10 protein-coding genes are annotated in these 12,576 nt (G+C 66.1%); 5 read left to right on the top strand and 5 right to left on the bottom strand.

Translation table 11 applies throughout. The features are described 5' to 3' along the window. Nucleotides 1–44: 44 nt before the first annotated feature. The 3 genes from phbB to AC3ITW_RS18335 all read right to left on the bottom strand — a co-directional run bounded on the left by phbB (nt 45) and on the right by AC3ITW_RS18335 (nt 3,353). Nucleotides 45–785, bottom strand: coding sequence for an acetoacetyl-CoA reductase (gene phbB, locus AC3ITW_RS18345; protein ID WP_100435262.1), 741 nt, complete (start codon nt 783–785; stop codon nt 45–47). A 24-nt stretch (nt 786–809) separates the two neighbouring features. Then, complete coding sequence (locus AC3ITW_RS18340) at nt 810–2,138, bottom strand: CitMHS family transporter (protein ID WP_100435267.1); 1,329 nt, start codon at nt 2,136–2,138, stop codon at nt 810–812. A gap of 75 nt (nt 2,139–2,213) precedes the next feature. After that, nucleotides 2,214–3,353, bottom strand: coding sequence for an OprO/OprP family phosphate-selective porin (locus AC3ITW_RS18335; RefSeq protein ID WP_032972851.1), 1,140 nt, complete (start codon nt 3,351–3,353; stop codon nt 2,214–2,216). 276 nt (nt 3,354–3,629) lie between these two features. On the opposite strand from AC3ITW_RS18335, the gene AC3ITW_RS18330 reads away from it, so the two are divergent. The 5 genes from AC3ITW_RS18330 (at nt 3,630) to AC3ITW_RS18310 (ending at nt 8,145) form a co-directional block, all read left to right on the top strand. After that, nucleotides 3,630–4,325 (top strand): response regulator transcription factor, encoded by a 696-nt coding sequence (locus AC3ITW_RS18330; RefSeq protein ID WP_012512060.1) that lies wholly within the window; start codon nt 3,630–3,632, stop codon nt 4,323–4,325. Continuing rightward, nucleotides 4,318–5,709 (top strand): sensor histidine kinase, encoded by a 1,392-nt coding sequence (locus AC3ITW_RS18325; protein ID WP_100435263.1) that lies wholly within the window; start codon nt 4,318–4,320, stop codon nt 5,707–5,709. Before AC3ITW_RS18330 ends, AC3ITW_RS18325 begins: the two co-directional genes overlap by 8 nt. Beyond that, nucleotides 5,706–6,761, top strand: coding sequence for an ABC transporter substrate-binding protein (locus tag AC3ITW_RS18320; RefSeq protein WP_100435264.1), 1,056 nt, complete (start codon nt 5,706–5,708; stop codon nt 6,759–6,761). The genes AC3ITW_RS18325 and AC3ITW_RS18320 overlap by 4 nt, the downstream gene beginning before the upstream one ends. 180 nt (nt 6,762–6,941) lie before the next feature. Beyond that, nucleotides 6,942–7,526, top strand: a complete 585-nt coding sequence (locus tag AC3ITW_RS18315; protein WP_157804792.1) for a hypothetical protein — start codon at nt 6,942–6,944, stop codon at nt 7,524–7,526. Then, complete coding sequence (locus AC3ITW_RS18310; protein WP_489389824.1) at nt 7,495–8,145, top strand: response regulator; 651 nt, start codon at nt 7,495–7,497, stop codon at nt 8,143–8,145. Before AC3ITW_RS18315 ends, AC3ITW_RS18310 begins: the two co-directional genes overlap by 32 nt. 274 nt (nt 8,146–8,419) lie before the next feature. Here AC3ITW_RS18310 and AC3ITW_RS18305 read toward each other — a convergent pair whose 3' ends face one another. Further along, entirely contained in the window at nt 8,420–9,385 is a 966-nt protein-coding gene (locus tag AC3ITW_RS18305) for an IS110-like element ISStma4 family transposase (RefSeq protein ID WP_012510657.1), read from the bottom strand. Nucleotides 9,386–9,887: 502 nt separating this feature from the next. Then, the gene (locus tag AC3ITW_RS18300; RefSeq protein ID WP_153676083.1) at nt 9,888–12,530 is read right to left on the bottom strand and encodes a hybrid sensor histidine kinase/response regulator; all 2,643 of its coding nucleotides are present in this window, start codon (nt 12,528–12,530) and stop codon (nt 9,888–9,890) included. Nucleotides 12,531–12,576: the final 46 nt, after the last annotated feature.

The raw sequence follows: 12,576 nt of genomic DNA, 5'->3' as shown, positions 1-12,576 counted from the left end.
GCACTCCGTGGGGGAGGCGGTCCACGTACTGCGTGGACGAGGGCTTAGCCCATGTACAGGCCACCGTTGACCGGATAATCGGCGCCGGTCACGTACGAGGCTTCATCCGAGGCCAGCCACGCACACAGGCCGGCCACTTCCTCCGGACGGCCCAGGCGCCGCACCGGCACCGAGGCGGCCAGCCGGTCCAGCACGTCCGGCGGGAAACTGCTGATGGCCTGGCTGGCGATATAGCCCGGCGACAAGGTGTTGACGGTGACACCACGCGAGGCCACTTCGGCGGCCAGTGCACGGCTGAAGCCGTGCATCGCGGCCTTGGCGGTGGCGTAGTTCACCTGGCCGATCTGGCCCTTGTGGGCGCTGACCGAGCCGATGTTGATGATGCGGCCCCAACCCCGCGTGGCCATGCCGTCGACGACCTGCTTGGTCAGGTTGAACAGCGAGTTGAGGTTGGAGACGATCACCGCATTCCAGTCCTCCACCGTCATCTGCCGGAACAGCAGGTCGCGGCTGCCACCGGAATTGTTGACCAGCACGTCGACCTCGCCGACTTCAGCGCGGACCTTGGCGAACGCGGCGCTGGTCGAGGCCCAGTCGGTGGCGTTGCCTTCGGAGGCGATGAAGTCGAAGCCCTGTTCGCGCTGCTCGCGCAGCCAGTTGGCCTTGCGCGGCGAGTTCGGTGCACAGCCAGCAACCACAGTGTGGCCGGCACGGGCCAGGCTCTGGCAGATGGCAGTGCCGACACTGCCCATGCCGCTGGTGACGTAAGCGATTCGAAGCGTCATTGCAGAAGGCTCCTTGGTAGAGGGTCAGGCAGCGAGCGGGTACAGGCCGAACAGCAGGCTGCCGATCATCAGCAGCATCGAGATGGCGATGGCCCACTTCAGGGTGAACTTCTGGTGGTCGGCGAATTCGACTTTGGCCAGGCCTACCAGCAGGTAGGTGGACGGCACCAGCGGGCTGAGCAGGTGCACCGGCTGGCCGGCCAGCGAGGCGCGCGCCATTTCCACCGGGGTGATGCCGTAGTTGCTGGCGGCCTCGGACAGGATCGGCAGCACGCCGAAGTAGAACGCGTCGTTGGACATGAAGAAGGTGAACGGCATCGACGCCACCGCCGTGATCACCGCCAGGTACGGGCCCCACGATTCCGGGATCACCGCCAGGAAGCTGTGCGACATTGCCTCGACCATGCCGGTGTTGTTGAGGATGCCGGTGAAGATGCCTGCGGCGAAGATCAGCGATACCACCGACAGCACGTTGCCGGCGTGGTTGACCACGCGGCGACGCTGCTCGGCCAGGTTCGGGTAGTTGATCACCAGGGCGATGGCGAAGCCGACCATGAACAGTACCGGCATCGGCAGGATGCCGATGATCAGCGCGGTCATCAGCGCCACGGTCAGGGCCAGGTTCACCCACAGCAGCTTCGGACGCTTGATGTCCTCGGCGTCTTCCACCGTCGGCAGCGCATTGCTGTCATCGGAAACGCTGTTGTCCATCCAGCTGCCACCCTTGGGCAGGGTCACCACACCCAGCCGGCGGCGTTCCTTCAGGCCCAGGTACCAGGCCAGCAGCAGCACGCCGGCGCAGGCGATCACCATCGACGGGATCAGCGGCACGAACACATCGGCCGGGTCCACGTGCAGCGCGGTGGCCGCGCGGGCGGTCGGGCCGCCCCACGGCGTCAGGTTCATCACGCCGCCGGCAAGGATGGTCACGCAGGTCATGTTCAGCGCGTTCATGCCCAGCCGCTGGTACAGCGGCAGCATCGCCGAGACGGTGATCATGTAGGTGGTCGAGCCATCACCATCGAGCGAGATCAGCATCGCCAGCACCGCGGTGCCGAGCACGATCTTCATCGGATCGCCCTTCACGAAGCGCAGGATGATCCGCACCAGCGGATCGAACAGGCCCGCATCGATCATCACGCCGAAGTAGAGGATGGCGAACATCAGCATCACGCCGGTCGGCGCGATCTTCTTGATGCCCTCCAGCATCATCTCGTCGAGGCCGGCGCCGAAGCCGCCGATCAGCGCGAACAGGATGGGGATGGTGATCAGGGCGACGAGCGGCGACAGGCGTTTGCTCATGATCAAGTACATGAACGTAATGACCATGCCAAAGCCGAGGATGCTCAGCATCATCTGCGGACTCCTTGCGAAAACAGGACGTGGGGGAGTGGAAGGGGCCCGGGCGGCATGCCCGGAATGTCGGGCTTAGAAGTCGTACTGCAGGCGGCCGGTGACCGCACGCGTGCGGTCCACCGTGACCCCGGCCAGGCGGTCGCGGTTGCGGCTTTCGATCACGTTGAGCATGAAGCGCAGGTTGTCGCGCAGGTACCAGTTGCCACCCAGCGTCCAGGCTTCGGTGCTGCCGCGGCGCAGGTCCGGCGCACCGTCGAGGTGCTGCGCGCCCCACATCTGGTCGTAGCGCAATGCCACTTCGAAGGCACCGGCCTTGTGGCGGATATCCTTCACCCGCGCGAAGCGGCCGGTCTTGCGGTCGTAGGCGCGGCTCTCGCCGGTGACGAACCAGCTGAGCATGCCGTAGGCGGCCATCACGTCACCGCGCTGGGCACCGTCATCGAAGGTGGCGCCACTGAATTCGCCCTGCCATGACAGCGGGCCGCGCACCTGCGCGTATTCCAGCGACCACTTGTTGACGTCGGTATCGCGGCCGGCGGAGAAGTTGACCAGGGTCAGGCGGCTTTCATCAGAGAGATGGCCGGCCGGACGCGGGCGGATGCTCAGGCCCGGGGTGCCGTTGGCGCCGGGGTTGTCGTAGGCCTCGCGGGCCAGCGACAGGCCCAGGTGCAGCACGTCGCCCTCGCTGGGCGAGGGGGCCCAGGTGACGCGGCCACCGGCGGCGCGGCCCTTCACCTGCCAGGCATCGATGCTTTCCAGGCTGTAGATGCTGGCCGCCCAGGTGAAGTCACCCGGATTGGCCTGCCACGACGCACCCAGGCGGTACAGCGGCGCCAGCGTGGTGCCGGCGTTGCCGCGCTCCAGGAAGCTGCCGTAGTTGGAGCTGGTGCGGTCATCCAGCGAGAAATACTGCTTGAACTGGCCGACGGTCAGCTTGCCGGCCTTGCCGAAGCTGCGTGCCAGGTACACGTCCTTGGCCTCGACGCGATCGCCGGAGAAGTCGGCTTCCAGCTTGTAGTCGACCACGAAGAACTTGCCGGACACGTCCAGCCAGGCGCGGCGGATCTCGGTATCGTCCTTGTTCGGCGTGCCGCGGTTGTCGTTGTCGAAGGTGGCGAAGTCCAGGTGCAGACGGCCGCCCAGGCTGGCGGTGACCGGACGGTCGTCTTCGGCGGCAAAGGCCGGCGCCGACAGGGCAGCCAAAGCCATCATGGCGGCAGGACGCCGCCAGGCAAACGTGAATTCCACAAACCCTCCCAGGTGCACGCCAGGCGCGCGGCAATCGTGGGCACCGGACGGTGCGCGGCCGCAGTCTGGGTCGGGCAAGCTGTCATCGTCCTGTCAACGGATTGTGCGGTGCAGCGTAAAAGACCGCCGGGCACGGCCCGGCGCTACCCATGCGGTGTATCCCGGTAGCGCCGGTCCATGACCGGCGGGCGGCCCCGGCGTCATGCGGTAGCATTCGTTTCCCCTCCCACCCCCGTGCCCATGCGCCTGCTGCTGGTCGAAGACAATCCGGATCTGGCCGATGCCATCATCCGCCGCATGCGCCGCAGTGGGCACGCCGTGGACTGGCAGGCCGATGGCCTGGCCGCTGCCAGCGTGCTGCGCTACCAGAGCTTCGACCTGGTGGTGCTGGATATCGGGCTGCCCAAGCTGGATGGCCTGCGCGTGCTTTCCGGCATGCGCGAGCGCGGCGACAGCACGCCGGTGCTGATGCTGACCGCGCGCGATGGCATCGAAGATCGGGTGCAGGCGCTGGATGTCGGTGCCGACGATTACCTGGGCAAGCCATTCGATTTTCGCGAGTTTGAAGCGCGTTGCCGCGTGCTGCTGCGGCGCGCGCGTGGCCAGGCCAGTGAGGTGGTGCAGATCGGCGGGTTCCAGTTCGACAATGCCGCGCACCGCGTCAGCCTCGATGGCGAACCGATCGAACTGCCCAACCGCGAGTACCGGTTGCTGGAGATTCTGGTCGGCCGCCTCGGCCAGGTGGTTGGCAAGGACGAAATCGGCAATGGCCTGTTCGGCTTCGATGACGAGGCCGGCCCGAATGCGATCGAGCTGTACATCGGTCGCCTGAGAAAAAAACTGGCTGCTGCGCCGTTGCGCATCACTACGGTGCGCGGTGTCGGCTACCTGCTGGAAGCCAGTGACGGCAGCACCGACGCCGACGCCGATGGCTGACGCGCGCGCCGCGAACGCCGCACCAGGCTCGCTGCGGCGCACGTTGCTGCTGTATCTCGGTGCATTGCTGGCGGTGTTCGCGGTGGCCCTGCTGTTCGCCGCGCGTGACTATGGCCAACGCGCCGCCAATCGTTCCTACGACCACCTGCTGCTGTCCTCGGCGCTGTCCATCGCCGACTCGGTGGCGCTGGTTGATGGCCAATGGCAGGTCGACCTGCCTTATGCGGCGCTGGACCTGCTGGCGATGGCGCCGGAGGACCGCGTGTTCTATCGGGTCGCCGACAGCCGCGGCAACCTGATCACCGGCTACGGCGACCTGCCGGCGCCGCCGCGCCGGCCCGGCACGCAACCGCAGTTGTTCGATGCCGCCTACAGCGGCGAGACCGTGCGGTTCGTGGTGGTCGGCCGCAGTTTCGCGGCCGCCTCGGCGCAGGGCGAGGTGCAGGTCCAGGTCGGCCAGACCCGGCGCGCCCGCGAAGCCGTGGCGCAGGACCTGGTCAATCGCGCATTGCTGGCCATCGGCGTGCTGTCGGGGCTGCTGCTGGCGCTGGTGGCGTTTGGCGTGCACCGCGCGTTCCGGCCGCTGGTGCGGGTGGAACGCGAGCTGTCGCGCCGCGAGCCGTCCGACCTGAAACCGCTGGATGCGCGCGTGCCGCGTGAGATGGACCAGATGGTGGCCGCCTTGAACCGCTTCATGGAGCGCCTGTCCAGCAGCAACGAGACACTGCGTGCGTTCATGGCCGAGGCCGCGCACCAGATGCGCACGCCGCTGGCCGCGTTGCGTGCACAGGCGCAGCTGGCGTTGGACGACGACGATCCGGAAGACATGCGCCGCAGCCTGCAGGCGATCGAGCGCAATGCCACCCATATGAGCCGGCTGCTCAACCAGCTGCTCAGCGACGCCAGCGTGATCCATCGTTCGCACCTGCAGCGCTTCGCCACGGTGGACCTGGCCGAGACCGTGCACCAGGCCCTGCATGAAGCGCTGCCGCAAGCCGGCCCGGCGCCGCGTGTGCAGCTGGCGATGACCGCCGAGCCGGTGCAGGTGCATGGCGATGCGCTGTTGCTGCGCGAGGCGATCAAGAACCTGGTCGACAACGCGCTGAAGTACGGTGGCGATGGTCCCTTGCAGATCGCACTGACGGTGGAAGGCGGGCAGGCGGTGCTGACCATTGCCGACCATGGCGCCGGCATTGCCGCAGCAGACGCAGAGCGCGTCTTCGAACGTTTTGCCCGTGGCGAAGGCGCACCGTCCGGCGGCGCCGGCCTGGGGCTGGCCATCGTCAAGCGCGTGGTCGACAGCCATGGCGGCCGCATCGACCTCAGCAACCGTCCGCAGGGCGGCTTGATCGCTACCATCCGCCTGCCCCGGAGCAGTTCATGATCCGCCTGTTCGCCGCCGCTGTTGCCCTGCTGCTGGCCGTGCCGGTACTGGCCGCGCCGGGCGACGTGCGCCGTTTCCCCGCGCAGGGAAACGCTGCTGCGCAGCTGCGCATCCACGGCACTACCGACATCGAAGTGTTCGCGGTGGTCATCGCTGACTACCAGCGCCTGCACCCCGGCACCGAAGTGGTGTACGAGGACATCATCACCCAGGACCTGTACGCGCGTTACCTGCATGACCGCGCTGGACCTGCGTCGCCGGACCTGCTGATCTCCAGCGGCATGGACCTGCAGACCAAGCTGGTCAACGATGGCCATGCACTGCCGCACCGTTCGGCGCAGACCGCCGCGCTGCCGGCCTGGGCGCAGTGGCGCAACGAGGCGTTCGGGATCAGCTACGAGCCGGTGGTGATGGTCTACAACACCCGCGCGCTGCCGGTGGGGAAGGTGCCGCATACGCGCCGCCAGCTGTTGGACCGGCTACGCGCGGAGGGCGCGCCGCTGCGCGGAAAGGTCGGCACCTATGACATCGAGCGCAGCAGCGTCGGGTACCTGCTGGCGACCCAGGACGCGCAGCGTGGCAGCATCGCCGGTGCGTTGCTGGGCGCGCTCGGTGACAACGACGTTGTGCGCGAGGAACGTACCGGCGTGCTGCTGGACCAGGTGGCCAGCGGCCAGCTGTCGCTGGTCTACAACGTGCTCGGCTCCTACGCGCAGGCACGTGTCGATGCCGGCGCACCGCTGGCCATTGTCGAGCCCGAGGATTACACGCTGGTGGTGCTGCGTACCGCGGTGATTCCGCGTACCGGCCCGCACCCGGAAGAAGCGCGGCGCTTCCTCGATTACCTGCTGTCGCCACGCGGCCAGCAGGTGCTGTCGCGCGAGGCGCGGCTGATGCCGATCGTGACCGGCAATGCACGCAGCGCGAATGCACCCGGCCGCAGCCGCCGCCCGATCCAGCTCGGCCCCGGCCTGCTGGTGTACCTGGACGCGCTCAAGCGCCGCCAGTTCCTCGATGCCTGGCGCAGCAGCGTGGAGCCGGCAGGGCGCTAAACCTAGGTGCCATTCCCGCCGATATCCTGTTTCCAGTCGTGTGAGGAATGATCATTGGGAAGGCTGAAGGACAACTTCGAAGACGTGGAAATGATTGGCTCAGGGGTCATGCGTAGCATTCACTGGGCCCGTACAACGGCGGTAAGGCGAGTCCTTCTAGTTATAGGCTCCTCGGTGGTTATGGTCGGCCTGTACCTTTTGCTAATCAATCATCTGATCTCGTATCAATTGGAGCGAAGTGACTATCGAGCCAAAGCGGCTAGCCAGGACTATGACGCGATTCAATATGCGGAGTTGCTGGACCTGATCGATGAATGCCTGGCTCCACGTAATGCTGCGCTGGCGGGATTTGCCTGCAGGGCAGCGGACCTGAAGTACTCCGAGGTCCAGCGGGGATCGGCTGTGGTAAATCGAAAAGAGGTTCTGGAGAGAGGTGACTACCCTCGGATGCGGATTGACGTCCGGTCGGCGCAGCGATTGTTGGATCTTCAGCGCATTGGTAGCGTTCCTTCAACCCTGCGTGAGGATCTGTACGAGGTGATGCGCAGTACGTATGGCAAAGTTGGAACAGCCCTACTGATCGGTGTCCTGTATCTGACGATCTGGTTGATGCCGCATTTTCTTAATTACAGAGAGTCTACACAGCAGTCGCGGCAGCCCTTTCTGGGGCATCGACTGGCCGGCGAAGCAAATGAAGAAGGCATTCCCTTTGGTGACATGCCAAACTTGCCCCATGAGCGAATACACCATCCTGATCGCCGATGACCGCCCGCTGCTGCGTTCGGCGGTGGTGCAGTCATTGCGGCAGAGCCTGCCGCTGGCGCAGGTGCGTGAGGTCGCCAGTGCCGACGCGTTGGCCGAGGCACTGGATGCGCATCAGGACGTGGACCTGGTGCTGCTCGACCTGACCATGCCCGGCGCGCACGGCTTTTCCGCGCTGCTGCACGTGCGCGGCTCGCATCCGGACATCCCGGTGGTGATCCTCTCGTCCAACGATCACCCCCGTGTGATCCGCCGCGCGCAGCAGTTCGGTGCGGCTGGTTTCATCCCGAAGTCGGCCCCGGCCGAGACCATCGGTGAGGCCGTGCGGGCGGTGCTGGACGGCGGACTGTGGTTCCCGGCGATGGCTGCCGAACGCTCCGAGGCCGACGCGCTGCTGGCCAGCCGCCTGGCCCAGCTGACCCCGCAGCAGTTCCGCGTGCTGCTGTGCCTGGCCGACGGGCTGCTCAACAAACAGATCGCCTACACGCTGGGGCTGGCGGAAAACACGGTGAAGGTGCATGTCACCGCGATCCTGAAGAAGCTCGAATGCCACAGCCGCACACAGGCCGCAGTGCTGGTGAAGGCGCTGGAGCCGGAAGGCGACGCCGGCATCGGGTTGTAGTTTCCAGCCAACGGCGCAGCCCCTCGTGGGTGGGTTTGGGTTGGTCGCTGAAAGCAGAAGCCGCGAGTGGGCCGGTCGGGTCGGGTGCGCGGGGGACGCCGTGAATCCGTCCCTGGAGGCTTGGCAGCCGCATCCATGCGGCTGACACCCCCGCGCACCCAACCCGACCGGCCTCTGACAGATTTCGGTGGCCTGCCACCCACGGAGAAGAAAAAAGATCAAAAGCAAAAGCAGGCTGTCAGGCCGCCTTTTGTAGATACCGTGTCGCCCTCGCCTAGGCAAGGGCGACGTCAGGCTCAAAGGGTCGGCCACTTCTCAGTACGCCCCAAATCAGATGGATGAGCTTGCGCATCACTGCGCACATGACGACCTTGAAGGGCTTGCCTTTCGCGCTGAGCCGGTCTGCAAAGGACTTCAGTGTGGGGTTGTGGGTCTTCCCGGTCAGCGCCGGCATGTACAGCTTTTTGCGGAAATTGGCGTCGCCGACGCGTGATATCCGGCATTTGCCTTCGTAGTTTCCTGATTGACGCTGGGCCGGATTCAGGCCCGCGTGGGCAACCACCTGGCGCACGTCGCTGTATTTGCTTAGATCCCCCAGCATGGCCAACAGCTGGGCACTGCTGGTGTTGCCTACACCGGGGATGCTGGTAAGCAGTTGATGACGCCGGCGCAGGTCCGGATCGTTATCGATATGGTCCTCAATCGCCTTCTGGACCTGCTTGATCTGCTCTTCCAACGTCCGGATCACATCCTTGATCCCTTGCTGGACCGAGATATCGGCAACGTCCAGGCGGTTGTGCTCCATCTGCAGCATTTCCTGGAGGTCATCTCGACGCCGTACCAAGGCGCGCAGCTTCACCTCCGAGGGCGTCGGTGGAACGTAGGGATACAGCTTTTCCGAGCGTTGTGCCTCAAAAAACCGGGCAATCAGCTTGGCGTCGCTGCGGTCAGTCTTGGTCCGCATCCCCTCCGCCTGCCCAAACGCCTTTACTCGGGCGGGATTGGCCACATGAACCACTACCCCCGCTTCCACCAGTGCTTGAGCCAAGGCCTCGTGATAGATGCCTGTAGCCTCCATACCTACCGCCGCGTTCGGCGCATGTTTGGCGCGCCAGGCCAGAAGCTCATCAAAACCCTTTGGCGTATTGGGGAGTTTGGCCTTGGTTCGATACTTGCCGTGAGATAGAGGCAGGGCGATGTCAAAAGTCGCCTTGGCTGCGTCGATGCCGATAAATTGCATGATTTCGCTCCAGCTTGAACTTACGATCGTGATCGGAAGCCGCCAGACTTGCCCTTGTGAGTACAGGCTCTCACCCGATGGCGGGCCTAAGATACCGTTCAAGTTCCATGGCGGTGTCAGGCCGCCGACGCGCTGAATCTACTTTGCAAGCTCGAAGGCTTAAGAGCCGAGGCAGCGTCATCGGAGCCTCCCGGGTCACCGGGGGATTGTGCCTGATCAGGGCACGATCCAAGACACAAGAGCCGAGCATGGGTTCGGCTTTACACGAGCAAGCGCAGCGCGCGATCCGCTTTTGATCTTCTTTTTCTTCTCCGTGGGTGGACGCGCACGGAACTTGTCCGTGGTCGGGTAGATGGGCTGCGCAGGGGCGTGAGCCGCATGGATGCGGCGACCGAGCTTACAGGGACGTACTTGCAGCGACCCCTGCGCAGCCCATCTACCCGGCCTCACCCATGAACCGCGTTACGCCTCCACCCACGAGGGGCTGCGCCGTTGGCTGGAATCACCCGCGATGCCGGATCAGCAACTGACTCATCAGCGCCCGCAGCGCCGGCGGTTTCACCGGCTTGGCCATCATTCCCCAGCCACGCTCGGCAGCCATCTCACGCAATCCCGCATCGCGCTCGGCAGTGACCAGCACCACCGGCGGGCGGGCCCGCCACAGCTCTGCCAATGTCTCGTACAGCACCGGGCCGTGGTGGTCACCCATGCGCACATCCAGCAGCACCAGCTCCGGCACGGTTGCCGTCGTGGCCAACTGCAGCGCTGCCTGCGGGCCATCGGCCAGCAGCACCTCGCAGCCCCAGCGCTCCAGCAGCGCGCGGCTGGCCGCGCACACGTGCGGATCGTCGTCGATCACCCACACCCGGCGCCCTCGCAGGGGATTGTCCGCAGCAGGCTCCTGCACCAGCACCGGTGGTGGTGCAGTGGCTGGAATCGCGCTGGCCTCGCCGAATGGCACGCCCACGGCGAACACGCTGCCCTGGCCCAGCTGCGAGCGCAACCGGATCGGATGGCCGAGCAGGCGGCCGATGCGGTCGACGATCGCCAGGCCGAGGCCGGCACCGCGTTGCTGGCCATCATGCAGGCGGCGGAATTCCTCGAAGATCTCGCCCTGCAGCGCATCGGGAATGCCAGGGCCCTGGTCGTGCACTTCGATCCACAGCAGCCCTTCGCGGCGACGGCAGCCCAGCAGCACGCGGCCGCGCTCGCTGTAGCGCAGCGCATTGGACAGGAAGTTCTGCAGGATGCGGCGCAGCAGTGCCTCATCGCTGACCACTACGGCATCAGTATCTACCCAGTCGACCACCAGGCCGCGCGACTGCGCGGCGATGCCGAATTCGCGTGCCAGCGTCTGCAGCAGCGGTCCCAGCCGGAAGGCCTGTACACGCGTCGGCAGGCTGCCCGATTCCAGCCGCGCGATGTCCAGCAGGCTGTTGAGGATCGCGTCCTGCGCCGCCAACGCGGCATCGATATGGTCGCTGGTCTGCTGCTGCGCCGGGTCGCTCAGCTTGCCGCGCAGCACCGAGACGAACATGCGCGCGGCATTCAGCGGTTGCAGCAGGTCGTGCACCGCCGAGGCGACGAAGCGGGTCTTGTAGCGGTTGGCCTGTTCGGCCTCGCGGCGTGCTTCGTCCAGGTCGTGGGTACGTTCGGCGATGCGGTGTTCCAGTGCATCGGCCAGCGAGCGCAGTTCGCGTGCAGCATTCTTGTAGCTGGTGATGTCGGCGTAGCTGGTGACGAAACCGCCGTCGGGCAGCGGGTTGCCGCGGATTTCCAGCACCGTACCGTCGTCCTTCTCACTTTCGCGCATGTGTGGACGGCCGCTGCGCAGGTGGTTGAGGCGACGCTCGATGGCCTCGTCGACCGGGCCGGGACCGAGCAGGCCACGGCGTGCGTTGAAGCGGAACAGTTCCTCGATGGGCCGCCCCACGCGCACCAGGTCCAGCGGGAAACGGAACAGTTCCAGGTAGCGCGAATTCCATGCGACCAGACGCAGGTCCCGGTCGATCACCACCACGCCCTGCGGCAGGTGTTCGAGGCTGCGGCTGAGGCCGCTGTCGGCATCGGTGGCGGCCTGCAGCAGGCCATCCTGTGCGGTGCGCAGTTCCTGTGCATGCTGCTTGAGCAGGGTTTCCAGCTCGCGGCGGCTGCGCAGGCGATGCTTGGCCAGGCGCCGGCGCTGCTGTATGAACAGCACCAGGAAGCCCAGCGCCAGCCATGCGGCACCTCCGGTAAGCGCGGCCGCACGGCCGGCGGCGGTGGCGGCACTGGCGTCGTGCAGCAGGTGCAGGTTCCAGTCTTCGGCCCGCAGCGCAAGGCTCTGCCACAGCATCGGCTGCGGCAATGCCGGATCCAGCAGGCGCACCATGCGGCCGCCATCGGCCAGTACATCCTCGGTACGTGCGCGCAGTGGCTGCAGGGTGCGATCGGCGTACTGGCGGGCGTCCAGCATCTCGCGGCGCTCATCGGCGCCCAGCGGTCGCAGCAGGCGGTAGCGCCAGCTGTCACGGTTGGCCAGGAACACCACGTCGTGGTCGTCACTGGCCAGCACCACGTCAGGGCTGCTCAGCCACTCCTGCTCCAGTGCCGACAGCTCGACCTTGATCACCACCACGCCGAGCCGCTTACCGTCTTCCTCGATGGCCTGCGACAGGTAGTAGCCGGGCACACCGGTGGTCATGCCGATGCCGTAGAAGCGGCCGCGGCCCTGGGCCAGCGCCTGGCGGTAATAGGGACGATAGCTGTAGTTCTCACCGACGTTGGTGGTCGGCTGGTCCCAGTTGCTCGCCGCCACCGCCACGCCATCGTGGCCGACCAGGGTCAGGGTCGAGGCACGGGTGACTTCATTGGCGCGTTGCAGCTTGAGGTTCAGCCGCTGCCGTTCGGTGGGCGAGGGCGGTACGCGCAGCGCGTGCAGCAGATCCGGATCCAGTGCCAGTACCTGCGGCAAGGTGCCGAAGCGGTCGATGCGCTGCTGCAGGCCCTGGCCATACAACTGCAGCTGGCGTTGTACCTGGCTGCTTTCCTCGCCGAGGGCGCGCCGCCAGGCGTAGTGGCCGGCGGCGACCGCACACAGCACGGTGCCGCCGACCATCACCGCGATGGTCAGCAACAGCATCCGGTGGCGGCTGAGCCAGTACATGGCGGCAGTCTACGCAGGGCCGGCGGGCGTGGCGTGCACGCCCGCC

The organism is Stenotrophomonas sp. KH_052 (assembly GCF_057838755.1).
This window is presented reverse-complemented; position numbering and strand designations above follow the sequence as displayed.

Bases quoted from the DNA above. Each gene is read 5' to 3' on its own strand.
- phbB (WP_100435262.1), bottom strand. From the start codon at position 785: ATGACGCTTCGAATCGCTTACGTCACCAGCGGCATGGGCAGTGTCGGC.
- AC3ITW_RS18340 (WP_100435267.1), bottom strand. From the start codon at position 2,138: ATGCTGAGCATCCTCGGCTTTGGCATGGTCATTACGTTCATGTACTTG.
- AC3ITW_RS18335 (WP_032972851.1), bottom strand. From the start codon at position 3,353: ATGATGGCTTTGGCTGCCCTGTCGGCGCCGGCCTTTGCCGCCGAAGAC.
- AC3ITW_RS18330 (WP_012512060.1), top strand. From the start codon at position 3,630: ATGCGCCTGCTGCTGGTCGAAGACAATCCGGATCTGGCCGATGCCATC.
- AC3ITW_RS18325 (WP_100435263.1), top strand. From the start codon at position 4,318: ATGGCTGACGCGCGCGCCGCGAACGCCGCACCAGGCTCGCTGCGGCGC.
- AC3ITW_RS18320 (WP_100435264.1), top strand. From the start codon at position 5,706: ATGATCCGCCTGTTCGCCGCCGCTGTTGCCCTGCTGCTGGCCGTGCCG.
- AC3ITW_RS18315 (WP_157804792.1), top strand. From the start codon at position 6,942: ATGGTCGGCCTGTACCTTTTGCTAATCAATCATCTGATCTCGTATCAA.
- AC3ITW_RS18310 (WP_489389824.1), top strand. From the start codon at position 7,495: ATGAGCGAATACACCATCCTGATCGCCGATGACCGCCCGCTGCTGCGT.
- AC3ITW_RS18305 (WP_012510657.1), bottom strand. From the start codon at position 9,385: ATGCAATTTATCGGCATCGACGCAGCCAAGGCGACTTTTGACATCGCC.
- AC3ITW_RS18300 (WP_153676083.1), bottom strand. From the start codon at position 12,530: ATGTACTGGCTCAGCCGCCACCGGATGCTGTTGCTGACCATCGCGGTG.